Genomic DNA, 26940 nt, shown 5'->3' with positions numbered 1-26940 from the left:
AAACAGCATAGACGTGAAGCGTACAAATATGTTAAGGATCATCCCGGTTTTATTGTTGTTTGTTTGTTCAACGGCGCTGGCTGAGCTGCAGCCATTGAAAGTGTCGCCCAATGGCCGCTATTTTATGACGGCCGATGGAAAGCCTTTCTTCTGGTTGGGCGATACCGGCTGGTTATTGTTCTCAAAACTGAAACGGGAAGAAGTTATTAAATACCTGGATGATCGCAAACAAAAAGGGTTTAATGTGATACAGGTAATGGTGCTGCATACCACCAAAGTAGTGAATGCCTATGGCGACGCTGCTTTAAAAGAAGCTAATGTGGCCATGCCCATCACCACACCGGGCAATAATGCCGGTGATGCCGCGCAATACGACTACTGGGACCATGTAGACTTTGTGATCAAAGCCGCCGCAGAAAGAGGCATTTACATAGCGATGGTGCCTATTTGGGGCAGCGAAGTAAAAGCAGGCAAGGTAACACCGGCCCAGGCAAACCAATACGCAACCTTCCTGGCAAACCGCTATAGGTCGCAAAGCAATATAGTGTGGATGAATGGCGGCGATATCAAAGGTTCAGATTCTATGGCCGTATGGCAAATGATCGGTAAAACATTGCATGAAAAAGATCCCGGTCATTTGATCACTTTTCATCCGCGTGGCCGCACCACCTCCTCTATCTGGTTCCACAATGAGCCCTGGTTGCAGTTCAACATGTTTCAAAGTGGTCACCGCCGTTATAACCAGGACACCAGCGCCGGTGAGCTGCATTATGGCGAAGACAACTGGAAATACATAGAAATGGATCTTCGTAAAAAGCCGGCGAAGCCAACATTCGATGGAGAGCCATCGTATGAAGAGATCCCCCAGGGATTGCATGACTCGCTTGAAGTAAGGTGGAACGCCAATGATGTACGGCGGTATGCCTGGTGGAGTGTATTTGCCGGCGGCTGTGGTTATACGTATGGCAACAATGCCGTAATGCAAATGCACCGGCCCAACGATACCGATGGCAATTATGGGGTGACCAATTATTGGTATGAAGCCATCAACGCGCCCGGCGCCGCACAAATGGGATATCTCAAAGACCTGATGCTGTCGAGATCATATTTCGACCGCGTGCCCGATCAGTCGTTGATAGCAGGAGAGGCTGGGGAGAAATATGACCGCCTGTTTGCTACCCGTGGCCGGCATTATGCGATGGTGTATACCTATACCGGCCGAAACATTTCAGTAAAGATGGATAAACTCACCGGTAAAAGCATCAAAGCATCGTGGTACAATCCTCGCGACGGAAAGTATACGACTATCGGTTCCTTTGCGAATAAAGGCGTGCAGGAGTTCGATGCACCGGGGGAGGTGAAAGAGGGGAATGATTGGGTGTTGGTACTGGATTACTTGTAGTATCCTGGTTTTGATTTGTGAAACTGGTTGCCGGTTACCAGTTTCCGGTTACCGGGAAAACCAAAATATGAGCAGTCCCTGGTAACTGGCAACCGGTAACTGGTAACTGATTCTTGATAAACGATCATGCGACACTTATTATACGTAACCTGTTTCTTTCTTCTTTCCTGCACGGCGGGCAAACCCGTGTACATGTTCACGTCATTTAACGAACCCGCTACAGACGGGTTACGTTTTTTATATAGCTACGATGGTTATAAATGGACCGATGTGGGCCGCAGCTTTGTAAAACCCGAAGTAGGTTCCAAAGTAATGCGCGACCCTTCCATTGCCAAAGGCGCCGATGGCGAATACCACCTGGTATGGACCAGCGGCTGGAACAGGGACAAAGGCTTTGGCTATGCCCATTCAAAAGACCTGGTACATTGGTCAGCTCCTGCATTCATTCCCGTTATGGAAAACGATTCGAACGTGGTGAATGTATGGGCGCCGGAAGTGTTCTTTGATGAGGAGAACGATCAGTTCATCATTGTTTGGGCTTCTACCATTCCTTTCCGGTTCCCCAAAGGCGGGGAAGAGGAGAACAATAACCACCGCCTGTATTATACGGTGACCAAAGATTTCAAAACTTTCTCCCCTTCGAAACTTTATTTCGATCCCGGCTTCAGCGTGATCGATGCAGTGATCGTAAAAAGAGGCCCGAAAGATTATGTACTGGTGCATAAAGACAATACCCGCCCTAACAGAAATATAAAAGTGGCGTTTGGCAACAATCCGCTAGGCCCCTGGAATAAGGTGAGCGCACCCTTTACCGAAAATTTTACCGAGGGCCCTTCAGTGGAAAAAGTGGGTAACGAATGGTTGATCTATTTCGATGCGTATCGCAACAAAACCTATGAAGCCGTAAAGACAACCGATTTTATCCATTTTGATTCAGCCGCCGTATCAGTGCCTGTGGGTCATAAACATGGGACCATTTTTATGGCAACAAAGAAAGAGTTGAAAAGAATGTTGAATGGGAAATGAGTGGGTTACAGGTTACCAGTTGCCGGTTACCGGGAAATACAAAGACAATGAAGGCCGCGCCCCTGGTAACTGGGAACCGGCGACCGGTAACTGATTTCACGATTGCCAGCATGTCCCGACCTGTCGGGAACTGCCGATTGCCGATTCACGAAAAGGAATTTTTAAAATGAATTGTATTTATAAAATATCAATAGCAACCTTTATAGTCCTGAGCAGTTTACAACTTACTGCCCAGGATACCGTGCGTTATATTGGAACTACCCTCTCGAATGTAGATTATCATCATGGCCAGTTGTCACCGGCTGTTGGCGTACACAACATCCAGGTAATGCGGGCCAACCGCGATATCAAAGATTCGACCACCGGTTTTGGCTGGACGTATAACCATCAGCCACTGCTTACGTACTGGAACAATACTTTCTACCTCGAATACCTGAGCAACCCCGTGGGCGAACACGTGCCACCGGGCCAATCGCTCCTGATGACCTCTAAGGACGGTTATCACTGGACGGCGCCAAAGATCTCGTTTCCAATTTATAAAATTCCCGATGGTACTACCAAAGAAGGATACAATGGCGTGGCCAACAACCTTTCGGCAGTGATGCACCAGCGCATGGGTTTTTATATTTCCACCAAAAACCGTTTGCTGATGTTGGGTTATTATGGCCTGGTATTGGGCCCCCACGATGATCCCAATGATGGAAATGGTATTGGCCGCGTGGTACGGGAAATTTATAAGGACGGCACATTGGGACCCATCTATTTCATCCGCTACAACCATGCGTTCAATGAAAAAAATACCGCGTATCCATTCTTTGAAAAAAGCAGGGACAAAGGATTTGTAGAGGCCTGTAAAGAAGTGTTGGGCAATAGCCTGCTGGTGCTGCAATGGATTGAAGAAGCAGACCGCAATGATCCATTGCTCACATTACATAATGACAATTATAAAGCATTCAATTTTTACCAGTTGCCCGATGGCCGCACGGTAGGTTTGTGGAAGCTTGCATTAACCTCCATTAGTACCGATAAAGGCAAAAGCTGGTTGTACAATCCGGTACGGGCGCCGCATTTCGTGAACAGCAATGCCAAGATCTGGGGACAACGTACATCAGATGGAAAATACCTCACTGTATACAATCCCTCCGAGTTCCGCTGGCCATTGGCATTATCGGTAAGTGACGATGGATTGAACTATAAGAACCTGTTGCTGGTGAATGGCGATATCACCTCCATGCGTTATGGCGGCAACTACAAAAGTTATGGACCGCAATATGTACGTGGCCTCGAAGCAGGCGCCCAGTCACCCGATGGCAATTGCTGGGTATCGTACAGCATGAACAAAGAAGATATTTGGGTTACAAACATTCCCATTCCGGTGAAAGATAAAGTTGACCAGGATGTGAATGATGATTTCACCACACTGCCGGCTGCCAGTGCCTTAAAAGAATGGAATATTTACAGTCCGCTGTGGGCGCCGGTAGCAATAGAAAAAGGGGCTGATGGAACACAGGTGTTGGCTATAAAAGACAAAGATCCCTTTGATTATGGAAAAGCCGAGCACGTATTGCCAGCTGCCCAAAAAATGAAGGCTACGTTTACGGTTATTCCCCAACAAAATGACCATGGTAACCTGCACATTGAGTTTCAGGATGCAAAAGGCAATGCAGGCATCAGGCTGGTATTTGATTCAACAGGCACTTTGATCGTAAAGGCCGGCTACAGGAACAGGAACATCATTAAATACGAAGCCGGAAAACAGTATGAGATCACCGTGTCGTTGAATACCACAAACCGGTTTTATACTGTAACCGTAAATGGAAAGCAGGAGGGGGGCAACCAGATCTTCTTTGCGCCCATCGAAAATGTGCAACGCATTACATTCAGGACCGGCGATATACGCCGCTTTCCCGATGCCGATACGCCTACCGATCAAATGTACGATTTGGCCAACCCCGGCGTGCAGGCCAAACCGGCAGCGTATTGTATTAAGTCATTGAAAACTAAAAAAGAATTGTAGGATGCTTGAATAGTGAGCAGTGAATAGTAGTCGCGAGTCCAAATAGCAGATATTCATTGACCATTGACCATTGACCATTCACCTGTTTGAATGAAATAATAAACAAATGAACCAAAGGGCAGGTATATTAACATTTTTGTTTGTCTTATGTGTAAGCACCGTTGTTGCGCAAAAAAGCAAAGCTGCGGGCGGCGCTGTATTGAAGGCGGAGCAGTTCCGTCATTATGTGGATTATTTCAATACCATGGAAGAGGAGAATATTGCCCAGGCAGTTCCCAATGCACAGGCATGGGACTGGCTGAAAGTGAATATTCCCCTGTTTGAATGTCCGCAACAGAACTTTGAAGAGATCTGGTATTACCGCTGGTGGACCTTGCGCAAACACCTGAAACAAACCCCGGCAGGCTACGCGTTTACCGAATTCCTGATAAACCGGAACTATGCCGATAAATACAACCTCATTGGCAGTGCGCTGGGCCATCATATATATGAAGCCCGCTGGTTGCGCGATAACAAATACCTGAATGATTACCTGCATATCTGGTATCGTGGTAACGAGGGCAAAGCCATGAACAAATTGCATTGGTTCAGCAGCTGGAACAGCTATGCGTTGTACAACCGCTACCTGGTAAATGGCGACAGCAGCTATTTACTGGATCTGCTGCCCGATCTGGAAACAGATTATACCAAATGGGAAATGGAAAAGCGTTTGCCCAACGGATTGTTCTGGCAATCGGATGTAAGAGATGGTATGGAAGAAACCATCAGCGGCGGTAGAAAGGAAAAGAATGCGCGGCCAACCATCAACAGCTATATGTATGGCAATGCAATGGCATTATCGTATATGGAAACCCTGGCCGGTAACAAAGCCAAGGCCGGGCTGTATGCATCAAAGGCCGACAGTATTAAAAAAGGGGTTCAGCAACTTCTCTGGAATGCGAAAGATACATTTTTTGAAACCCGCAAGCAGGCCGATACAATGGCCAATGTGCGCGAAGAAATAGGATTTATTCCCTGGTATTTCAACCTGCCCGATACGGGTTATGAAGCGGCCTGGAAAAAGATAACCGAGGAGAGCGGCTTCTGTGCACCATTTGGCCTTACCACTGCTGAAAGAAGTCATCCGCAATTCCGTACCCATGGTTGTTGCAAATGCGAATGGGATGGCGCCGTTTGGCCCTATGCCACCGCGCAAACCATGACTGCCATGGCCAATTTAATGAACAACTACAAACAGACCGTAGTAAATGATTCGGTGTATTTCCGGTTGATGGAGTTGTATGTAGAATCGCAATACTACCGCGGCCGTCCTTACATCGGCGAGTACCTCGATGAAAAGACCGGCTATTGGTTAAAAGGCGACCAGGAGCGCAGCCGCTATTATAACCACTCCACCTATAACGACCTGGTGATAACCGGTTTGGTAGGCTTGCGCCCGCGTGCAGATAATACAATAGAAGTAAACCCGCTGGTCCCTGAAAAAAAATGGGACTGGTTTTGTCTCGACAATGTATCGTACCACGGTAAACTGGTGACCATCATCTGGGACAAAACAGGCGCTAAATATAAAAAGGGCAGGGGGCTGAGTGTATGGGTGAATGGAAAGAAAAAGGCTTCGGCTGAGCACCTGCAACGCGTTACCGGAACAATAGAATAATAGCTATGATGATCATGAAATCTAATATTAAAAGGAATTTATTAAAAGGGTTGGTTGGTGGCCTTTCGTTGGCAGCCTGCAGCATTTCATTCGCTCAACAAACCGCTATCCAATACCTGTCGGGTACGGGCAGCGACAAAACCGTTAACTGGCAGTTCTTTTGTACAGCGGGTCGCAATTCGGGTAAATGGACAACCATTCCCGTGCCTTCCAACTGGGAAGTGCAGGGTTTTGGAAAATACAATTACGGGCTCGATAAAGATTCTGTTCGCGGAAAAGAACAGGGTTTATATAAATACAACTTTATGGTTCCCGCTAACTGGCAGGGAAAGACGATCAATATTGTTTTTGAAGGTTCCATGACCGATACCGAGGTGAAGATCAACGGTAGATCGGCCGGCGAAACCCACCAGGGTTCCTTCTATAGCTTTTTGTACGATATCACGAAGCTGTTGAAATATGGTAAGAAGAATTTGCTGGAAGTAACGGTGAGCAAGCATTCTGCCAATGAATCGGTGAATGGGGCCGAGCGCCGGGGTGACTACTGGATCTTCGGCGGCATCTTCAGACCGGTTTTCTTACAGGCGCTTCCGGTTGAACATATGGCGCATGTAGCCGTAGATGGAAAAGCAACCGGCGCTTTTACTGCCAAAGTAAAACTGGCCGCCTTAGCGCAGGCAAATGAAGTAACTGCCCAGCTGTATACCATGGATGGCCAAAAGGCAGGGAATGCATTTTCTACTAAAATAAAAAGCGGCGACTCCATAGCCACCCTGCAAACTACCCTGGCATCGCCCTTGTTGTGGACGCCCGAATTCCCCAACCGGTACCGGGTTGAATTTACCTTACTGGCCAATGGCAAACCGGTGCATACCATACAGGAGAAGTTTGGTTTCCGCACGGTAGAAGTGCGCGAACGCGATGGCATTTATTTAAACGGAGTAAAAATAAAATTCAAAGGCGTGAACCGGCATTCTTTCTGGCCCACTACCGCCCGGGCCATGAATGAAACGCGCAGCATTGAAGATGTGCTGATGATAAAAGACATGAACATGAATGCCGTGCGCATGTCGCATTATCCGCCCGATGCGCATTTCCTGAATGCCTGCGATTCGCTGGGCTTAATGGTGCTCGATGAATTGGGCGGCTGGCATAAAGCATACGATACCCAGGTAGGAACAAAGCTGGTGCATGAGATGATCGCGCACGATTGCAATCACCCTTCCATTATTGTTTGGGATAATGGGAATGAAGGCGGTCATAATTTTGAGCTCGATCATTGGTTCGATGAGTTGGACATTCAACAACGGCCATTGATCCATCCCTGGCAGGTGTTTCGCCAGTTCGATACCCAGCATTATATCAATTACGATTATGGCAATGAAACCCACCTGCACGGGCATAAGATCACCTTCCCCACTGAATTCTTACATGGCTTATACGATGGCGGTTTAGGCGCAGCGCTGGAAGATTACTGGGAGCTGATGTGGCATCATCCCTTATCGGCCGGCGGTTTCCTGTGGGTGTTTGCCGATGAAGGCGTGGTGCGGAAAGACAAAAACGACAGTATTGATACCGATGGCAATCATGCCCCCGATGGAATTGTAGGGCCATATCATGAAAAAGAAGGCAGTTATTATGCTATTAAAGAAATATGGGCGCCGGTACATTTTGAAAAGAAAGACATTACGCCCGCATTTACCGGACAATTACGTGTTGAGAACCGGTATCATTTCACCAACCTCAATCAATGTAAATTCACCTTTAAACTTACTTCCCTGGACGGCCTCAATAGCGACGCTATCGGAACAGTGACTGTACCGGATATTAAGCCGGGTACAACAGGGGCCATCACCTGTAATCTGCCGGCTAACTGGCAACAATACAGTGTGCTATATGTAACTGCATACGACGTGAATCAACATGAAATATATACCTGGAGCTGGCCAATTAAATTGCCTGTTGACGTTGCGCGGATCTTCGTACAAACAGAAGGCAAAACTGAAGTTACGGTTGCTGAAAAGGATTCCCTGATCGTAGCTACTGCCGGTGATGTAAGCCTTACTTTTCATACAAAGACCGGCTTATTACAAACCGTGCAAAACGGCAACGGTATTATTCCATTGAGCAATGGCCCGGTATTGTGTGAAGGCGAAACCGGCTTTGTAAAATGGAATACCCGCAAAGAAGGAAATGCCCAGGTGATTGCAGCCGAATTTCAAAAGAAAAGTCTTTGCCAGTTATTGGAGTGGACCGTATATCCATCGGGCTGGGTGAAAATGCAGGTGAAGTATTTCCCGAAAGAATATGAGACCTCGTTGGTGGGCATTAACTTTTCGTTCCCTGAAAGCATGGTGAAATCAGTACAATGGATGGGCGCCGGGCCTTACCGCGTTTGGAAGAACCGGATGAAAGGCGGTACCCTGAATGTTTGGAATAAGGACTACAACAATACATCAACCGGTGAAGGCACATTGATCTATCCCGAGTTCAAGGGCTATTATTCAAACTTCTACTGGATGAAATTGAATACTACCGGTCAGCTGTTGACAGTGGTGTGCAATAATGAAGACATTTTCCTGCGGTTATTTACGCCGAAGTTTTCGGTAACGCCATTCAACACCGCGCCTGTTTTCCCAACCGGCGATCTGTCGTTTATGCATGGCATTTCACCCATTGGTACCAAGTCGCAGAAACCAGAGAAGATGGGGCCCATGGGGCAGAAGCATATGTTCTATGATTATGGCAAAGACCCGATGTATGCAAAGGATATAACCTTATTCTTTGATTTTTCTGGAAAGGAGTAATTGAACAATGAAAAGCTTAAATAAATACAGGCTTGTTTTAACTGCAGCATGGTTGATAGCTGTCACTACTGTACACGCACAGGTAAGCGTACAGCACCTGCAATGTGAAATGCTGAACAATCCGGCTGGCATCGATGTAACGCAACCGCGGCTGAGCTGGCAGTTGAACGGGAAGGCCCGCAATATTCAACAGACCGCATATCAGATATTAGTAGCTTCTTCACGGGAGAAGCTGGCCAAACAGGAAGGAGATCTATGGAATTCAGGCAAGGTAAATGCAAATGAGTCCATCCATATAGTATACAAAGGCAAACCACTCACCAGCCGCGCCGCCTGTTACTGGAAAGTAAAATGCTTCACCACCAAAGGCGAAACGGGGTGGAGTGAAGCCGCTTCCTTTAGCATGGGTTTATTATCGCCCAATGACTGGAAGGCGAAATGGATCGGGCTCGATAAAGGCATGCCCTGGGATAGCCTTACCCAGTTCTCCCGGTTAAGCGCCCGGTATTTCCGGAAATCATTTACTTCTCCATTGGCAGTAAAGAAAGCAACGGTCTATGTTTCCGGTTTGGGTTTGTATGAGCTGTACATAAACGCACAGCGTATAGGCGACCGGGTGTTGGCGCCGGGGGCCACCGATTACACCAGGTCTGTATTGTATAATACATATGATGTAACTGCGCAATTGAAGAAAGGGAATAATGCTATTGCCGCGGTATTGGGGAATGGCCGTTTCTTTACCATGCGGCAGAATTACAAACCCAAAAAGATCAGGACCTTTGGTTTTCCCAAGCTACTGTTACAACTGGAAATTGAATATACCAACGGAACAAAGCAACGTATTGTCACCGATGGCTCCTGGAAAATGACCGCCGATGGTCCCATACGCACCAATAACGAATATGATGGGGAAGAATATGATGCCAATAAGGAGATGACCGGGTGGAACAATACCGGGTTCAACGATAACAGCTGGCAGCAACCGCAGTTGGTGCAGGCGCCCGGTGGCCGCCTGACTGCGCAAATGAACGAACCCATTAAAATAATGCAAACCATAAAACCAGTGAACATTACCCGGCTAAAGCCGGGCGTGTTCATTATGGATATGGGGCAGAACATGGTGGGCCGGTTACAGCTACGTGTACAGGCCGGCAAGGGCCAGCAGGTGCAATTGCGTTTTGCAGAAAGCCTGCAACCCACTGGAGAATTGTATGTGGCCAATTTGCGCGATGCCAGGGTAACCGACCGGTACACCGCTAATGGGAATGGAGTAGAAACCTGGCAACCCACTTTTGTATACCATGGTTTCAGGTATGTGGAGATCACCGGTTATCCCGGCACTCCCAACGTAAATGATTTTGAAGGCAAGGTGATCTACGACGACCTGGCAACAACCGGAACTTTTGAAACCTCCAACGGGATCGTAAACCGCATTCATAAAAATGCCTGGTGGGGTATAAGCAGTAATTACAAGGGCATGCCGCTCGATTGTCCGCAACGCAACGAGCGCATGCCCTGGCTGGCCGATCATGCAGCAGGTTCATTAGGCGAAAGCTTTTTATTTGGAAATGGAAACCTGTATGCCAAATGGCTGCAGGATATTGAAGAGGCGCAAACGGCAGAAGGTTCAATTCCGGATGTTACCCCCGCTTACTGGAATTACTACAGCGATAATATCACCTGGCCCGGTACCTACCTGATCATTGCAGATATGCTGTACAAACAGTATGGCGATAAACGGGTTATTGAAAAGCATTATGCTTCCATGAAAAAATGGCTGGCCTATATGCAGAATAAGTTCATGAAGGATTACATCATTGCCAAAGATAAATATGGCGATTGGTGCGTGCCGCCCGAATCACCGGAACTCATCCATTCAAAAGACAGTTTGCGCAACACCGACGGCGCCCTCATTGCAACCGCTTATTATTACCGCCTGTTAGGGTATATGCAGCGCTTCGCCGGTTTGCTGAACAAACCCGAAGATGCCAACGCTTTTGCAGCGCTGGGTAACAATATCAGGGATGCGTTCAACAAACGTTTCCTCAACGCGAAAAATAAGCGCTATAGCAACAATACAGTAACTGCCAACCTGCTGCCTTTGTATTTTGGAATAACGCCCGATAGTTTGCGGGCAGGGGTTTTTAATAACATTTCAAATAAGATCTGGACAGAAAACCATGGCCACATCAGCACCGGGGTTATTGGCACCCAATGGCTGATGCGTTGTTTGAGTGAGTATCAGTTGCCCGATCTGGCGTATACGCTGATCTCCGATACTACCTATCCATCATGGGGCTATATGGTAAAGCAGGGTGCTACCACCATTTGGGAATTATGGAATGGCAACACGGCGAACCCCAGTATGAATTCACAGAACCATGTGATGCTGCTGGGCGATCTGCTGGTATGGATGTATGAGAACGCTGCAGGAATTAGATCAGATGATTCGGCTACCGCGTTCAAAAAGATCATCATGCGCCCCACACCGTTAGATGGGTTGCAGTATGTAAATGCTGCTTACAATTCGGTGCATGGGCTAATAAAAAGTTCCTGGAAGAATGAGCTTGACCGTTTCAACTGGCAGGTGACCATCCCCGCCAATACAACCGCCTTGCTGTATATTCCGGCCGATGATGTGCAACACATTTTTGAAAATAATAAACCCGTCACAGAATCAGAAGGCATCCGCTTTATCCGCATGGAAGGAAAGAAAGCAGTGTTTGAAGCCGGTTCAGGCGAATATTCTTTTGTTTCCAGATACAAATGGAGAGCTGGAATTGTTACAGATGAATTCATCTTCAATAAAACATCATTCCCCGAAAGCCATGCGGCTACCATTGCAGAAACGCCAAAGGGACTGGTTACTGCCTGGTTTGGCGGAACCAAAGAAAGAAATCCGGATGTAGGTATTTGGGTAAGCCGCCAGGTAAATAACGAATGGACGGAACCGGTAGAAGTGGCCAATGGCAAAGTCAATGATACGGTGCGGTATGCCTGCTGGAACCCCGTTTTATACCAGGTGCCCAATGGCGAACTGTTATTGTTCTATAAAGTAGGTCCTAATGTTGCCGGCTGGAAAGCCTGGATACTTCGGTCTGCCGACAATGGTGTAACCTGGAGCCAGCCACAAGCCATGCCCGATGGATTCATTGGACCCGTAAAGAACAAACCGGTGTTGTTAAACAATGGCGAGCTCATTTGCCCTTCGAGTAAGGAGGGCAATGGCTGGACGGTTCACTTTGAAGTAACACCCGATTTTGGCAAAACCTGGAAAATGGTGGGGCCCATCAACCCCGATAAAAAGATCAATGCCATTCAACCCAGCGTGCTGGTATATAAAGATGGCAGGCTGCAGATCCTGTGCCGTAGCAGGAACGCTGCGGTGGTGGAATCCTGGTCATTTGATAACGGAAAGACCTGGACGCCACTGGCTGAAACAACGTTGCCGAACAATAATTCAGGTACTGATGCCGTGACTTTAAAAGATGGCCGTCAGTTGATCGTATACAATCATGTAAAAACGCCAAAGGGAGCTCCCAAGGGCGCCCGTACACCGTTGAATGTTGCCATTTCATCCGATGGTAAACAATGGAGCGCGGCCTTGGTGTTGGAAGATTCACCGGTGAGCCAGTATTCGTATCCCGCCGTGATACAATCAGCCGATGGCATGATACACATTGTATACACCTGGCGCCGCCAGCGTATTAAATATGTGAAAATAGATCCGTCGAAGCTGGAATTAATGCCAATTGAAAGTTTTAAAAGCGGCAATGAGCGTGGAGGTGAGGACCTGTGATAGAAAAAGTCAGTTGCCAGTTACCGGTTGCCAGTTGGCCAGGCCGGTATTTGGCTTTCCCGGTAACCGGTAACTGGAAACCGGTAACTGGTATCTTTCACGTTTAATAAAAATAGTAATGATACAAAAACTAATTTTTTTCATCTGTAGTCTGGTCGTGTGCATACACTCTTTCAGCCAGACCTCAGACGAAGCTTATCGCGAGCCGTTGAAGCAGGTGTTGACGGAGATTGAACAACAATACGGCATCCAGATCAAATATAAGGACACGATGGTGAGCAACCGTTGGGTAACCTATGCCCGCTGGCGTTTCAGGACCGATGTAGAGAAGACGCTGGAGAATGTGCTGGCTTCCCAGGATCTTTCATTCACCAAATTAGGCGATAAACGTTATAAGCTCAACACGTATAAGTATCATTTAAAGACGGTGGAAGAAGGAAAGGCGCAGCTCGAATATCTTTCTTCTTTGTATCATGATGTGGCCAGTTGGGAAAACCGCAAAGCCGCCATGCGTGCCTGTATGTATTCGGCATTGCAGTTATCACCCATGCCGGCAGCTCCTGCGTCGAAACCCATTGTCACCCCGGTGCGTAAAATGGATGGGTATACAGTAGAAAACATTGCCTTTGAAGTACTGCCTGGTGTATACACCTGTGGGTCATTATACCGCCCGGCTAAAATAAAAGGGAAGGTGCCGGTAATATTGTGTCCCGACGGGCATTGGGACAAGCACCGGTACCGGGCCGATTGCCAGTATCGTTGCGCTACGCTGGCCCGTATGGGTTGTATCGCCATCAGTTATGATCTGTTTGCCTGGGGCGAATCAATGCTGCAGTTCAAATATGAAGATCACCAGCATAGTTTGGCCATGACGGTGCAAACCCTGGGTGCATTTCGCATCCTGGATTATTTGCTACAGTTAAAAGAGGCCGATACCAGCCGCGTAGCCATCAGCGGTGGATCGGGTGGCGGCAATCATACCATCCTGATGGCGGCCCTGGACGATCGCATCAAACTAAGTGCTCCGGTAGTGTCTTTGTCATCGTATCACAGCGGCGGTTGTCCCTGCGAAAGCGGCATGCCGGTGCATTTTTGCGGTGGAGGAACCAATAATGCAGAATTGGCTGCCATGGCGGCCCCACACCCGCAACTGGTTATCTCAGACGGAAAGGACTGGACGGCTACTGTACCCGAGATTGAATTTCCCTATCTGAAAAAGATGTATGGATATTATGGTAAACAGGAACTGGTTGAGAATGTACACCTGCCCGAAGAAGACCATGACTTTGGCATTAACAAACGGATTGCCTTATATGAATTTATCGGAAAGTATTTTCATTGCGATATGAAAGCGGTAAAAGACCAGGCCGGTAAAATAGATGAAAGCAAAGTGACCATTGAGCCTCAAACCGCATTATATGTATTCGGGGAGCATGGAGAAAAACTGCCTGTCAATGCCATCCATGGTTTTGATAAACTGAAAGCGATATTTGAGGTAAAAAAGTGATTGACCATTCCCGTTAACCTTTCATAGTATGACTCAAAAAAGATTATTTACTATTGGATTACTGGCTTCTTTGCTGGCTGGCTGTGCTACTACTTCGAAGCAAAAGCAAACAAAGAACGATGAAAAGGGGTACAAAATTGCCGTGGTTGACCTTATGATCCTGAAACGGCAAAAGCTGGGTGCTTTTCAATTGACAAAAGATATTGGCGCCGATGGGGTAGAAGTTGATATGGGCGGGCTTGGGCAACGCGAAACCTTCGATAATCAGTTGGCGATAGATTCGGTACGCCAGCAATTTTTAACTAAAGCCAGGGAGCTGAACCTCGAGATCCCTTCGCTGGGGATGACGGGTTTTTATGCGCAATCATTTCCTGAAAGACCTACTGCCGTAAGAGCTGTACAGGATTGCATCAATACCATGAAGCAAATGAATGTAAAAGTTGCTTTCCTGCCATTGGGCGTAAAAGGCGACCTCATCAAATACCCCGAATTAAGACCTGCAGTGGTAGCCCGTTTGAAGGAAGTAGGGAAAATAGCTAAAGAAGCAGGCGTGATCGTTGGCATTGAAACGGCGCTGAACGCTGCGGAAGAAGTGAAGCTGTTAAAAGATATTGGGTCGCCTGCCATCCGGATCTATTTCAATTTTTCGAACCCATTGCAGGCTGGGCGGGATCTGTATAATGAACTGGCCATTTTAGGCAGGGACCGTATTTGTCAGATCCATTGCACCAATAAAGACAGTGTGTGGTTACAGAACGACCCGCAGATAGATATGAAACGGGTGAAACAAACTTTGGATAACATGGGCTGGAAAGGCTGGCTGGTGATCGAGCGGTCAAGAGATGCAAAAGATCCACGTAACGTAAAGAAGAATTTTGGCGCTAACACCGCCTATATGAAATCGATCTTTCAATAGCCGTTTATTTTTTAGATACACATGAAACAACTTTTTAATTGCGCGTTTGCGTTGCTGTTGCTGGCCTGCTGTAGTACGGCCCGGGCAGCTGATATTTGGGTGGCGCCCGGTGGTTCCGATGCAAATGCAGGTACAAAGGAAAAGCCCATGGCTACTGTGGCCATGGCCTTGCGCAAAGCCCGGGAAATGCGCCGGTTGAACGATCCGGCTATTGCAAACGGTATTCATATCATTGTTGCAGCCGGCGTATATACATTCAATGAACCATTATTTGTACGGCCCGAAGATTCCGGAACGCCAGCCAGCCCTACCATTATAGAAGCCGCACCGGGCGCCAAACCCGTGTTCAGCGGTGGATTGCCGGTCAAAGGCTGGCACAGGGCCACGGAAAAAATACCCGGATTGCCGGCTGTTGCGCAGGGAAAAGTATGGGTAACGGAGGCGCCTGCAGAAGCGGGACGCCTGCTCGATTTCAGGCAGCTATGGATCAACGATGCAAAAGCTATTCGCGCACGTGACCGCAACGCCGATAGCATGAACCGCATTCTTTCCTGGGATCACCAAACCGAACAATGCTGGATCCCCAAACCGGCTGTGGCCGGTTGGGAAAAAGCGGCCGGCCTGGAAATGGTCATTCACCAGTGGTGGGCAATTGCCATCCTTCGTATAAGATCGGTTACAGTAAAGGGTGATAGTGCCCTGCTCAGCTTTCAGCAACCTGAAAGCCGTATTCAGAGTGAACATCCCTGGCCCGCGCCGTGGATCTCGCAAAAGACCGGTAACTCGGCCTTCTTTCTAACCAATGCCATTCAATTCCTGGATGAACCGGGCGAATGGTTCCTCGATGTACAGCAACAAAAACTCATTTACTGGCCGCGGAATGGAGAAGACATGCGTACTGCACAGGTGGTAGCGCCTTATCTGCAAAACATTGTGCGGGTTGAAGGAATGATCGATAACCCCGTATCGCATGTATATTTCAAAGGCATCGATTTTAAACATACTACCTGGTTGCGGCCTTCGCAGGCCGGGCATGTGCCCTTACAGGCCGGCATGTTTTTGCTGGATGCCTACAAATTAAAGATCCCCGGCACACCCGATAAAAAAGGATTGGAGAACCAGGCCTGGATCGGCCGTCAACCGGCTGGTGTTGAATTGCAGTTTGTACACAACACCGGTTTTGAACGTTGCAATTTCACACACATGGCAGCCACGGCGTTGGATTATATTAAGGGCACCCAGGATGATTCCATCACCGGCTGCACCTTCCGCGACATTGCCGGAACAGGCATACAGGCAGGCATATTTTCTGATCCGGCTTTTGAAACGCATCTGCCCTATAACCCCTCCGATGCGCGCGAGTTATGCCGCCAACTCACCATCAGCAATTGTTTCATCACCAATTGCGCCAATGAAGACTGGGGTTGTGTGGGCATTAGTGCCGGTTATGTGCAGGGCATTAATATCGATCACAACGAAGTAAGCGATGTCGCTTATAGCGGTATTTGCGTGGGCTGGGGGTGGACGAAATCGATCAACGCCATGAAGAATAACCGGGTGCATGCCAACCTGGTGCATCACTATGCAAAGCATATGTATGATGTGGGCGGTTTATATACGCTATCGGCACAACCCGGTTCGGTGATCAGTGAAAACTACATACATACGATACTGAAAGCGCCGTATGCGCATGATCCCAACCATTTCTTTTATATGTACCTCGATGAAGGGTCGGCTTATATTACTTTAAAGGATAATTATTGTGAAGTGGAGAAGTTCATGAAGAATTCCAATGGGCCTGGTAATACCTGGGAGAACAATGGGCCAATGGTGGCAGATAGTATAAAGAATGCGGCTGGTTTGGAAGCGGGGTATAAGGGAATAAAGGATTAGGCGTATAAAAATGGAGGGGCATAACAAATTGTGGGGTTAAAAAGGAACAATAACAATCAATGAATGCTCGCCCCCTTCAGGGGGTTGGGGGTAAAACAAATTATATGCTTACATTGGGAATACTGGGATTAGGCGAAGGCCGCAGCACCATGTCTGCCGCACTGAACAGCAGTAAGGTGAAATTAAAAACGATCTGCGACCTCAATGAAGACCTGTGCAAACACCGGAGCAAAGAGTTTCAATTCTTCAATTATACAACAAAGTATGAAGACATGCTGAACGATCCGGAGATTGATAGCATTGCCATTTATACACCTGATAAATGGCATGCCGAACATATAAAACAGGCTTTGCTGGCTAACAAACATGTGGTTTGTACCAAGCCGCTGATCGATGACCTGTCAAAGGCAAAAGAGTTGCTCGATCTGCAGAATAAAACCGGCAAAAAGCTATTTGTAGGTCAAAGCTCCCGGTTCTTTGAGCCGGCCAAAAGACAGCGAAAAGATTTTGAAGCTGGTTTGCTGGGTGAGCTCATTACCGTGGAAAGTCATTACCACGCCGATCATCGCTGGTTTTTAGAAAAATCATGGGCCTTGGAAAGTTCGTTCAAATGGCTCTATGGCGGGTTAAGCCATCCGGTAGATTTTATTCGTTGGTACCTGCCCGATATTGAAGAAGTAATGGGATATGGAATGATCAGTAGTAATGGAAAAGCAGCCGGATTGAAGAACGAAGATACCATGCATTTTATCTTCAGGGCTACAGATGGCCGCATTGCGCGGGTAAGCGGCGCTTACACCGGGCCTATACAACCTGCACAAAGAGATAGCGGCATGAGCGTGATCGTACGGGGCACCGAAGGCGCCTCCCAGGCCGATTATCATGAACTGCGTTACGCAATTACTGATAAGACCGGTGAAGAAAAAATAGTGCAATGGGGCGATAAGACCATTAAATATTATTTCCGTTTTGAAGGCCAAAGCCATCATGCCGGTGAATACCAGAATTACCTGGAATATTTTGCCGACAGCATCACCAACAATACCACGGCTTATCCTGATCTGAAAGAAGGTATTGGAACGATCGCCTTATTGCAGGCAATGGATAGATCTTTGAAAACGGGTGCGCCGGTAAAAGTGAGTGAAATATTAAAAACGCATGGATTGTCTTAATAAAACTCCCCCTTTAGGGGGCTGGGGGGTATAACGATGAATGCCATCTATGATCTGCTAAAACCGGTCGATTTTGTTATAGTGGGAATTTACCTGTTCATCCTGATCGCTATCGGGTTCTGGGTAAGTTACATGCAAAAAAAGAATAAGGAAGAAAACCTGTTCCTGGCCAACCGTTCACTGGGCTGGGCCAGTATCGGCTTTACCATGTGGGGAACCAATGTTGGTCCCTCCATGCTGGTAGCTTCGGCCAGCGCCGGTTATCAAACCGGTATAGTGGCGGGCAATTATGCCTGGTATGCGTTTGTGTTTATCCTTATGCTGGCCGTGGTTTTTGCGCCCCGTTACCTGGGCGCCAATGTATCAACACTCCCTGAGTTCTTAGGAAAACGGTTTGGCGAGCATACCCGTAATATTCTGGCCTGGTATACCCTGATCACCATTTTGATCTCCTGGTTGTCGTTGGGATTATTTGCCGGTGGGGTGCTCATCAAACAATTGCTGGGATTGGATATGTTGCTTTCCGTGATGGTCATGGTAGTAGTATCCACGCTGTTTGTAGTAGCGGGTGGTTTAAAGACCATTGCATATACCAGTGTATTCCAGATGTTGTTATTGATCGCTGTATCATTGATACTCGTGGTGCTCGGCGTGTCAAAAGCCGGCGGCATCTCCGCTATTTATGAAAAAACGCCCTCAAATTTCTGGAACCTGTTTCAGCCTGCCAGTGATAAAAATTGTCCCTGGCCGGCTATTCTGCTGGGTTATCCCATCATGGGCGTTTGGTTCTGGTGTACAGAACAATCGATGGTGCAATCTGTATTAGGCGCCAAAAGTTTAAAACAGGGACAACTGGGCGCTAACTTTATTGGCTGGTTGAAAATTCTGGATGTGCCCCTGTTTATCATTCCGGGCGTGATCTGTTTTGTACTATATCCGCATTTAAAAAATCCTGACGAAGCCTACCTGGTAATGGTAACCAATTTATTTCCGCCGGGGATGAAAGGGCTCATCATCGTGGTGCTGGTGGCTTGTTTAATAAGTACGATCGGCGCTTCGCTTAATTCGGTGAGTACGGTTTTTACCATGGATATTTATGTAAAAAAATACCGGCCGCAGGCTTCCAACCGGGAGATCATGCGAATAGGCCGTATCGTTACAGTGGCCGGAGCCCTGATATCGGTAACGGTAACCCTGGCCATTGATAATATAAAAGGACTGAACCTGTTCAACGTATTTCAGTCGGTACTGGGCTTTCTGGCGCCGCCGATGACAGTGGCATTTTTATTTGGTGTACTTTGGAAAAAGACAACACCCAAAGCCATCAATTATGTACTGACTGCAGGAACTGCTTTTTGTTTGCTGGTGGGTATCCTGAATTTATGGGTGATCCCATCCAGCAACTGGCCGCACTTCCTGTTGCTGTCGTTCTATCTGTTTGTGGTATTAAGCGCCATGACATACCTGGTCTCCCTATTTGATAAAAAAGGCGCCTTGCAAATACAGCAGGCCGTTTATTATAAAAGCCTGGCCAAACCTGGTAAACAGGTATGGGCTATGTGGGGCCTATTGTTCGCGGTAATGTTGGGATTGTATATACTCTTTAACGGACATTAATTTTTGCATTCTATAAAACTAACCTTGATGAATTGCAGGCATGCCATAATGCAACACTCGATTTGGATACTCTTATTATTGATCGCCGGCACGGCCGGGGCGCAACCGGCTTATAAAGGGGAGGCAGCGCCAAAGCTAACCAACCAGGCTACCTGGATCTGGTATCCCGGCGATTTTGAGATCTGGCTGGGTAACAATATGCAGAACCGCCGTACAGAACGTGGTTCCTTCTTTCCGCCTTTCTGGAAACTCGATAACCATTATGTACTGATGGATTTTCATAAAGATGTTGAGGTAACCGAAGCCGAACAGATCGAGGTATTGGTAGAAGGGAAGTATATCCTTAAACTGGATGGGAAAGGGTATGAAGGCATGCCGCAACAGGTAACCATACCTGCCGGTAAACACCGCATCAATGTAAAAGTATTCAGCCGCGATAATGTGCCGGCTATTTATGTGAAGGGAAAAACCATCGCATCTGATTCGTCATGGCTGGTAACGTATGAAGACAAGGAATGGATCGATGAAACCGGGAAAACGTCTGATATTTCCGCCACTACCTGGTTGAATGCCGGCAGCTGGAATTTCAATGAACCCGCACAACGCCCTTCTGCGTTCAGGCTGGCGGTTCAACCCCAATCAGCAGTGACCACTACAAAAGATAACGGGTCCTTACTGGTAGATTTTGGAAAAGAAACATTCGGCTTTATAAAATTACACGGCTTGCAGGGAAAAGGAAAACTGTCGTTATATTATGGAGAATCGAAAGAAGAGGCGCTGGCCACCGGTACCTGCGAAACCCTCGACCGGCTGGAGGTGAACCAGGGATCGAAAACAGATTCCCTGATGCCGTTGACAAAAGCTTTCCGTTTTGTGAATATTCAGGCCGAAGGTGGTGCAACGGTTGATTCTGTTTCGATGTTATACGAGTATTTACCGGTGGCGAACCGCGGTTCTTTCCGTTGTTCAGATTCAGCTATCAATAAGATCTGGGATGTGGCTGCATACACTTTGCACCTTAATACCCGTGAATTCTTCATCGATGGCATTAAACGCGACCGATGGATCTGGAGTGGCGATGCGTATCAGAGCTACCTGATGAACTATTACCTGTTCTTTGACAGGCCCACGGTTTCCCGCACGCTGATGGCGTTGCGCGGTAAAGACCCGGTGACCAGCCATATCAATACCATCATGGATTATACTTTTTACTGGTTTCTGGGCATTTATGATTATTACCAGTACACAGGCGATAAAACTTTCATCAGGCAATTTTACCCGCGCATGCAAAGCCTGATGGACTATTGCCTCAGCCGGCGAAATGCAGCCGGTATGATGCAGGGATTGCCCGGTGACTGGATCTTTATTGACTGGGCCAACGGCTTAAGTAAAAAAGGAGAGGTGAGTTTTGAGCAATTGCTTTTCTGCCGCAGCCTCGAAACCATGGCGCTTTGCGCCGGTATGGTGAATGATACAAAGAATGCAGCGTTGTACAAACAGCTCGCTGCCGATATGAAAGCGAAATTGTTTTCCATTTACTGGAGCGATGCCAAACATGCGTTGGTGCACAGCCGGGTCGATGGAAAACCAACCGATAACGTGACCCGCTACGCCAACATGTTTGCCATCTTCTTTAATTATTTTGATTCAACGCAGAAACAGTTGGTGAAACAGCACGTGCTGTTAAATGATGCTATTCAAAAGATCACCACACCGTATATGCGGTTTTATGAGCTGGAAGCATTGTGCGCGATGGGTGAGCAAAAATATGTGTTGAATGAAATGAAAAGTTACTGGGGTGGCATGCTGAAAGAAGGCGCTACTTCCTTTTGGGAAGAATACAATCCGGCCAAACAGGGCGCAGAACATTATGCCATGTATGGCCGTCCGTTTGATAAAAGCCTTTGCCACGCCTGGGGCGCCAGTCCCATTTACCTGTTGGGTAAATATTACCTTGGCGTGCAACCAACCTCGCCGGGTTATGCTACCTGGGTGGCCGAGCCGGTATTGGGTGGCTTGCAATGGATGGATGGAAAAGTGCCTACACCGCAAGGCGACATCGAGGTATATTGCAGCACCACGCAAATAAAAATAAAGGGGAGTGAAGGAACCGGAACACTGCGGTTCAAAAGTCAGAAGAAACCGGTTTGTAAAGGCGTGGTGATAAACAGTAAAGGAAATAATGCGTATGAAATGACTGTTGAAGCAGGTAAGGAATACGTGATCAATTATAAGAACTAGTTTATGGAAAGAATATTAGCTACATACTATATAGAAACACCATTGGCTCCGGAAAAAGCCGCGGAAGTTCTGGCCGGCGAACAATCGTCAGGCACCTTCATAGCGGTTCCGGGTGAAACGGAAGAACTGAAACAGCGGTTTGCCGCAAGGGTTGAAAAGGTAACGCCACTGGAAACCGTATCAACACCGGCCATGCCCGGCGCCGCCAGCAGCAGCGGGCAATACAACCGGGCTGAGATCAAGGTGTCCTGGAGTGTGGAGAATTTCGGTTATAACCTGCCGGTATTGATCAGTACCCTGCAGGGGAATTTGTATGAATTGCGCCAGTTTACGGGTTTAAAGCTGATGGATATTGAATTGCCGCCATCCTATGCCCGGTATTACAAAGGCCCCGCCTTTGGGATCAAAGGTTGCCGTAAACTCACTAATGTACAAAACAGGCCATTGATTGGCACCATCATAAAACCAAGCATTGGGTTAACGCCACAGCAAACTGCCGGCATGGTTAAAACGCTGGTGGGCGCCGGCATTGATTTTATAAAAGATGATGAACTGTTGGCCGAGTCGGCCAATTCATTGTTCAATGACCGCGTTGATGCCATTATGAAAGTGATCAATGCCCATGCCGATGCAACCGGTAAAAAAGTGATGTATGCATTTAATATCAGTGGCGAAATAGATGAAATGCTGCAACGCTATGAGAAAATAGTAAAGAGCGGGGGAACCTGCGCCATGGTAAGCATAAACAGTGTAGGCATGTCCGGGGTTAAAAAGATCTGTGACCAGCGGCAGCTTGCCATACATGCACATCGCAATGGCTGGGGCATGTTGACGCGTCATCCCTTGCTGGGTATTGATTTCAGGGCCTATCAGCATGTATGGCGGCTGGCCGGGGTTGATCAGTTGCATGTGAATGGTATTCAAAATAAATTCTGGGAATCAGACGATTCGGTAGTGTCATCTATAAAAGCATGTCTCACGCCTTTCTATAACCACCAGCCGGTATTACCGGTAGTGTCTTCAGGGCAGTGGGGGGGACAGGCACCGGAAACCTACCGCCGTACAAATACAGTTGATCTGTTGTATATGGCCGGTGGGGGTATTATGGCCCATCCCATGGGTGCCGCTGCGGGAGTGGTAGCCTTACAACAGGCATGGCAGGCCGCGGTTGAAGGGTTGAGCGTAGAACAGGCTGCTGCAACGTATAAAGAGTTTGCAGAGTCAGTGAAGCAATTCGGCAAGAAATAGAATTAGGTGCCGGTTGCCAGTTACCAGTTACCAGGGGCGCGGAAGTCTATGCTCTTGTATTTCCCGGTAACCGGAAACAGGTAACCGGTAACAGATCACATTCACCAATGAAGGAACACTTCATCACAATGGATTCAAGTAAAAACATATTACTGGCCTTTTACGGTGACGATTTCACCGGTTCAACCGATGCCCTGGAATTTCTCACCAGGGCAGGGGCGAAGACAGCGCTGTTCATTGAGCCGCCAACTGCTGAACAGTTGAAGAAATATCCCGGTCTCAATGCGTTTGGCGTTGCCGGTAAAACGCGGGCCATGGCGCCCGGTGAAATGGAACAAACCTTATTACCGGCATTTGAAAAATTAAAATTGACCGGTGCGCGTCACGTACATTATAAAGTATGCTCCACCTTCGATTCTTCCCCAACCACCGGAAGTATTGGAAAAGCCATCGATACCGGCGCGGCTGTTTTTAAAAATAAATGTATACCGTTGCTGGTGGCTGCACCCATGCTGGGCCGCTATTGTATGTTCGGTAATTTATTTGCCCGCATGGGTATTGGCAGCAATGGAAAGATCTACCGGCTCGACCGCCATCCTTCCATGAGCCGTCACCCGGTAACCCCGGCCGGTGAAAGCGATCTGCGGGTGCATTTGTCAAAACAAACCACAAAGCAAATTGGGTTGATAGATATTTTGCAATTATCAGGCAACGCAGCTTCCCTCAAAAACGATTGGGCGCAGCTCGTTCAGCAGGATTTTGATATTGTGCTGTTCGATGCTTTGTACCAGGAGCAGTTAACCACCATTGGTGAGTTGATAGATGCACAGGCGAACGAGGGCACTTTGTTCTCGGCAGGTTCATCAGGCATTGAAATGGCCCTGGGGCAATACTGGAATGCTTCTGATAAATTGCAACAAGTGAAAGAATGGAAACATCCCGGCAAGGCAACGCCCTTACTGGTGATAGCAGGAAGCTGCTCGCCGGTGACTGCCGGACAGATCATTTGCGCCAAGGCAAAAGGATTTGAAGAGATCCTGATCGATGCACCGGCAGTATGCGATAACGATGTTGAGTCTATTCACGCTGCCATTGATAAAGCGGTTGAATGCCTGAATAATGGACAGCACGTAATTATTCATACAGGTGGCGCGGGGCATCAACAAACCGCTAACCTGCCTGCCGATAAACTGGGCACTGCATTGGGTGCTATTGCCAGTGAAACAGCGGCCCAGAGCACCGTTCAGCGCATTGTAATTGCAGGGGGCGACACCAGTAGTTATGCGGCAAGGGCCATGGGCATTGAAGCGGTGGAAATGATAGCGCCGCTGGTGCCCGGTGCACCCTTATGTAAAGCCACTGCGCCCGGTTCTTCGATCAATGGGTTGCAGGTGAATTTCAAGGGCGGACAGGTAGGCGGTGAAAATTATTTTGAGGTGCTGATGAACGGCAGCCTGAATTGATTTGAACATAAGTAAAACAATAGTATAGTATGCAACAAAAAACATTAGGGCTTATACACACTTCTGCCACATTGGTACCGGTATTTCAGCAATTGTGCAGTGAGTATTTGCCGCAGGTAAAAGTGTTCAATATTGTAGATGACAGCCTCATCAAAAACGTGATCAGTTGTGGCGGGTTAACGCCCACCAATGCCCGCCGGGTGGTGAACTATGTGGGTTCGGCAGAAGTGGCCGGGGCCGATTTTATTCTGGTAACCTGTTCTTCTATTGGCGCGGCGGTGGAAGCTGCTGCCGCATTGACCAGCGTACCGGTATTGCGGGTTGATCAGCCAATGGCCGATAAAGCCGTGCAAACCGGAAAAAGGATCGGCGTAGTGGCAACCCTGTCAACCACGCTGCAACCGACCAGCGACCTGGTAAAACGCCGTGCCGCCGCTGCCGGTAAAACCATAGCGCTGGAAACCGTTTTATGTGAAGGCGCTTTTGACGCCCTGATGAGCGGTGATGCAGCCAGGCATGATGCCATGGTGGCAAAAGCATTGCGCGAATTATCCGCCAAAACCGACGTCATTGTACTGGCCCAGGCTTCTATGGCCCGTGTTGCCGATAGCCTGGCGCCCGAAGATAAAAAGGTACCTATTCTGGCCAGTCCAGGCATTGCGATACAACACATCGCTTCAGTTTTATAAAAGTAACGTTACCTGTTACCGGTTTCCTGTTACCCGGAACTTAGTGCGAGATGCCCGCCTGTAATCAGCTGGCTATTAATTTGAGTACCGGCAACTGGCAACTGGCAACTGGTACCCGGTACCCAATTAAACCCATATGAAAAAGATATCCCATTTGTTCTTAATGGCTGGTGTAACGGGCCTCGGTGCGTTGCTGTTCGGTGTATTAATGCAGCTGCCGTTCCTGTACAAACCTGCAGCGGTTGGTTCGGCTGTATGTGTGGCGATCGGTTTGGGCGCCGTGCCGGCCTTAAAGGGATATCAGTATACTGCCTGGATCATTGCCGCCGTTGTGGCGGGCATGATGTATCCGGCTTCGTTTACACATTGGGGACCCATTGACCTGCGGAATAAATGGTTAATGCTGATCATTATTCAACTGGTGATGTTTGGTATGGGTATTCAAATGAAACTGGAAGATTTCACCGGGGTGGCAAAGACCGGCCGGGGTGTGGTTATTGGTTTAATGTGCCATTTTTCCATTATGCCCCTGATGGGATTGCTGCTCACGCGCATCTTTCATTTTGAACCGGAGATCGCAGCCGGCATTATACTCATTGGTTCTACCTCGAGTGGACTGGCTTCTAACGTAATGGTATATCTGGCCCGGGCCAATCTCGTATTATCGGTAGTGGTTACGGCCATGGCCACTATGGCAGCGCCCTTCTTTACGCCGCTGTTGATGAAATTACTGGCCGGTACCCTGGTACAGGTGAAAGTGCTCAATATGATGATGGAGATCATCAAGATCGTTATTGTGCCAATTGGCGCCGCATTGCTGCACGATTTTTTAAAAAGCGCTTCACCCAAAGGGGTGCGGGTTGTTACCATATTGTTTGTCATCGCTGCCTGCTGGCTGGCCGCATTGCCATTAGGCTGGTGGAATTTTTTGAGTTCTCATTTTGCCGGAGAATCGTTCCTGCAATCGCTGGAAATATTTGGATTTTTATTGGGCGCGATCATTGCGGGTGTCTTGTATCACCAGTTGGCGCAGCAGTATAAAAAACTGGATTCCATTATGCCGTTGTGCTCCATGTTCGGTATAATTTATTTTACCACTGTTACTACAGCAGCGGGGCACGATAACCTGTTAAAAACAGGCTTATTGTTGTTCCTTTGCTCGGTAATTCATAATGCCGCCGGTTTCTTTTTTGGTTACTGGTTAGGCCGGTTGTTCCGGCTCGATAAGAACTCGGCCCGTACCGTTGCTTTTGAAGTGGGTTTGCAAAATGCAGGCATGGCTTCAGGCATTGCAGCGGGCATGGGCAAACTCGGTACGCTGGGATTGCCTGCGGCCGTATTCAGTCCCTGGATGAATATCGCCGGTTCTATACTTGCCAATTACTGGCGCAGGCGGCCGGTGAATGTTGAGGAAGTAGGATTATCAATTAAAAGCGGTGTGCCAGAGGTGCACAAAGTAGCAGAAATAGGAAGTATGAGGTAGGAA

17 protein-coding genes are annotated in these 26940 nt (G+C 47.9%); 16 read left to right on the top strand and 1 reads right to left on the bottom strand.

Annotation, left to right across the window (positions count from 1 at the left end):
- The first annotated feature begins 13 nt into the window (after positions 1–13).
- Positions 14–1402 carry a glycoside hydrolase family 140 protein gene (locus tag A3860_RS04445; protein WP_245843475.1) on the top strand — a complete coding sequence of 463 codons (1389 nt, stop codon included), beginning with the start codon at positions 14–16 and terminating at the stop codon, positions 1400–1402.
- Here the strand turns inward: A3860_RS04445 and A3860_RS41470 are convergent.
- Positions 1393–1596 (bottom strand): hypothetical protein, encoded by a 204-nt coding sequence (locus A3860_RS41470; RefSeq protein ID WP_173820159.1) that lies wholly within the window; start codon positions 1594–1596, stop codon positions 1393–1395. The genes A3860_RS04445 and A3860_RS41470 overlap by 10 nt on opposite strands.
- On the opposite strand from A3860_RS41470, the gene A3860_RS04440 reads away from it, so the two are divergent.
- The 15 genes from A3860_RS04440 to A3860_RS04370 all read left to right on the top strand — a co-directional run bounded on the left by A3860_RS04440 (position 1595) and on the right by A3860_RS04370 (position 26937).
- A complete protein-coding gene (locus A3860_RS04440; RefSeq protein WP_245843474.1) occupies positions 1595–2428 on the top strand; it encodes a glycoside hydrolase family 43 protein in 834 nt (277 codons plus the stop codon). The two genes, A3860_RS41470 and A3860_RS04440, sit on opposite strands and share 2 nt — an antisense overlap.
- A gap of 166 nt (positions 2429–2594) precedes the next feature.
- Positions 2595–4445, top strand: a complete 1851-nt coding sequence (locus A3860_RS04435; RefSeq protein WP_081145347.1) for an exo-alpha-sialidase — start codon at positions 2595–2597, stop codon at positions 4443–4445.
- Between the two features lie 106 nt (positions 4446–4551).
- Positions 4552–6102, top strand: coding sequence for an MGH1-like glycoside hydrolase domain-containing protein (locus A3860_RS04430; protein ID WP_081145346.1), 1551 nt, complete (start codon positions 4552–4554; stop codon positions 6100–6102).
- A gap of 14 nt (positions 6103–6116) precedes the next feature.
- Positions 6117–8909: a glycoside hydrolase family 2 protein gene (locus tag A3860_RS04425; RefSeq protein WP_245843473.1), complete on the top strand. Its 2793-nt coding sequence runs from the start codon at positions 6117–6119 to the stop codon at positions 8907–8909.
- A 7-nt stretch (positions 8910–8916) separates the two neighbouring features.
- On the top strand, positions 8917–12708 hold the full coding sequence (locus tag A3860_RS04420; RefSeq protein ID WP_081145345.1) for a family 78 glycoside hydrolase catalytic domain: 3792 nt from the start codon (positions 8917–8919) through the stop codon (positions 12706–12708).
- A 118-nt stretch (positions 12709–12826) separates the two neighbouring features.
- The gene (locus A3860_RS04415; protein WP_173820163.1) at positions 12827–14215 is read left to right on the top strand and encodes a DUF4974 domain-containing protein; all 1389 of its coding nucleotides are present in this window, start codon (positions 12827–12829) and stop codon (positions 14213–14215) included.
- Positions 14216–14243: 28 nt separating this feature from the next.
- Positions 14244–15131: a sugar phosphate isomerase/epimerase family protein gene (locus tag A3860_RS04410; protein ID WP_081145344.1), complete on the top strand. Its 888-nt coding sequence runs from the start codon at positions 14244–14246 to the stop codon at positions 15129–15131.
- 21 nt (positions 15132–15152) lie between these two features.
- Positions 15153–17024, top strand: coding sequence for a right-handed parallel beta-helix repeat-containing protein (locus tag A3860_RS04405; RefSeq protein ID WP_081145343.1), 1872 nt, complete (start codon positions 15153–15155; stop codon positions 17022–17024).
- A gap of 104 nt (positions 17025–17128) precedes the next feature.
- Positions 17129–18196: a Gfo/Idh/MocA family protein gene (locus tag A3860_RS04400; protein ID WP_081145535.1), complete on the top strand. Its 1068-nt coding sequence runs from the start codon at positions 17129–17131 to the stop codon at positions 18194–18196.
- A gap of 36 nt (positions 18197–18232) precedes the next feature.
- Positions 18233–19813, top strand: a complete 1581-nt coding sequence (locus A3860_RS04395; RefSeq protein WP_081145342.1) for a sodium:solute symporter — start codon at positions 18233–18235, stop codon at positions 19811–19813.
- 48 nt (positions 19814–19861) lie between these two features.
- Positions 19862–22054 (top strand): alpha-L-rhamnosidase-related protein, encoded by a 2193-nt coding sequence (locus A3860_RS04390; protein ID WP_245843472.1) that lies wholly within the window; start codon positions 19862–19864, stop codon positions 22052–22054.
- A gap of 3 nt (positions 22055–22057) precedes the next feature.
- Positions 22058–23302, top strand: coding sequence for a ribulose-bisphosphate carboxylase large subunit family protein (locus A3860_RS04385; protein ID WP_081145340.1), 1245 nt, complete (start codon positions 22058–22060; stop codon positions 23300–23302).
- A gap of 128 nt (positions 23303–23430) precedes the next feature.
- Positions 23431–24765 (top strand): four-carbon acid sugar kinase family protein, encoded by a 1335-nt coding sequence (locus A3860_RS04380; protein ID WP_081145339.1) that lies wholly within the window; start codon positions 23431–23433, stop codon positions 24763–24765.
- Between the two features lie 29 nt (positions 24766–24794).
- Positions 24795–25454: an aspartate/glutamate racemase family protein gene (locus tag A3860_RS04375; RefSeq protein ID WP_081145338.1), complete on the top strand. Its 660-nt coding sequence runs from the start codon at positions 24795–24797 to the stop codon at positions 25452–25454.
- A gap of 136 nt (positions 25455–25590) precedes the next feature.
- Positions 25591–26937: a bile acid:sodium symporter family protein gene (locus A3860_RS04370; RefSeq protein ID WP_081145337.1), complete on the top strand. Its 1347-nt coding sequence runs from the start codon at positions 25591–25593 to the stop codon at positions 26935–26937.
- Positions 26938–26940 lie beyond the last annotated feature (3 nt).

Source organism: Niastella vici (genome assembly GCF_002077945.1).
In the GTDB taxonomy this organism is placed as follows: domain Bacteria; phylum Bacteroidota; class Bacteroidia; order Chitinophagales; family Chitinophagaceae; genus Niastella; species Niastella vici.
This window is presented reverse-complemented; position numbering and strand designations above follow the sequence as displayed.

What these genes read in the sequence shown, in the direction of transcription:
- A3860_RS04440 (WP_245843474.1), top strand. Translation starts at nt 1,595, where the DNA reads ATGTTCACGTCATTTAACGAACCCGCTACAGACGGGTTACGTTTTTTA.
- A3860_RS41470 (WP_173820159.1), bottom strand. Translation starts at nt 1,596, where the DNA reads ATGTACACGGGTTTGCCCGCCGTGCAGGAAAGAAGAAAGAAACAGGTT.
- A3860_RS04435 (WP_081145347.1), top strand. Translation starts at nt 2,595, where the DNA reads ATGAATTGTATTTATAAAATATCAATAGCAACCTTTATAGTCCTGAGC.
- A3860_RS04430 (WP_081145346.1), top strand. Translation starts at nt 4,552, where the DNA reads ATGAACCAAAGGGCAGGTATATTAACATTTTTGTTTGTCTTATGTGTA.
- A3860_RS04425 (WP_245843473.1), top strand. Translation starts at nt 6,117, where the DNA reads ATGAAATCTAATATTAAAAGGAATTTATTAAAAGGGTTGGTTGGTGGC.
- A3860_RS04420 (WP_081145345.1), top strand. Translation starts at nt 8,917, where the DNA reads ATGAAAAGCTTAAATAAATACAGGCTTGTTTTAACTGCAGCATGGTTG.
- A3860_RS04415 (WP_173820163.1), top strand. Translation starts at nt 12,827, where the DNA reads ATGATACAAAAACTAATTTTTTTCATCTGTAGTCTGGTCGTGTGCATA.
- A3860_RS04410 (WP_081145344.1), top strand. Translation starts at nt 14,244, where the DNA reads ATGACTCAAAAAAGATTATTTACTATTGGATTACTGGCTTCTTTGCTG.
- A3860_RS04405 (WP_081145343.1), top strand. Translation starts at nt 15,153, where the DNA reads ATGAAACAACTTTTTAATTGCGCGTTTGCGTTGCTGTTGCTGGCCTGC.
- A3860_RS04400 (WP_081145535.1), top strand. Translation starts at nt 17,129, where the DNA reads ATGCTTACATTGGGAATACTGGGATTAGGCGAAGGCCGCAGCACCATG.
- A3860_RS04395 (WP_081145342.1), top strand. Translation starts at nt 18,233, where the DNA reads ATGAATGCCATCTATGATCTGCTAAAACCGGTCGATTTTGTTATAGTG.
- A3860_RS04390 (WP_245843472.1), top strand. Translation starts at nt 19,862, where the DNA reads ATGCAACACTCGATTTGGATACTCTTATTATTGATCGCCGGCACGGCC.
- A3860_RS04385 (WP_081145340.1), top strand. Translation starts at nt 22,058, where the DNA reads ATGGAAAGAATATTAGCTACATACTATATAGAAACACCATTGGCTCCG.
- A3860_RS04380 (WP_081145339.1), top strand. Translation starts at nt 23,431, where the DNA reads ATGGATTCAAGTAAAAACATATTACTGGCCTTTTACGGTGACGATTTC.
- A3860_RS04375 (WP_081145338.1), top strand. Translation starts at nt 24,795, where the DNA reads ATGCAACAAAAAACATTAGGGCTTATACACACTTCTGCCACATTGGTA.
- A3860_RS04370 (WP_081145337.1), top strand. Translation starts at nt 25,591, where the DNA reads ATGAAAAAGATATCCCATTTGTTCTTAATGGCTGGTGTAACGGGCCTC.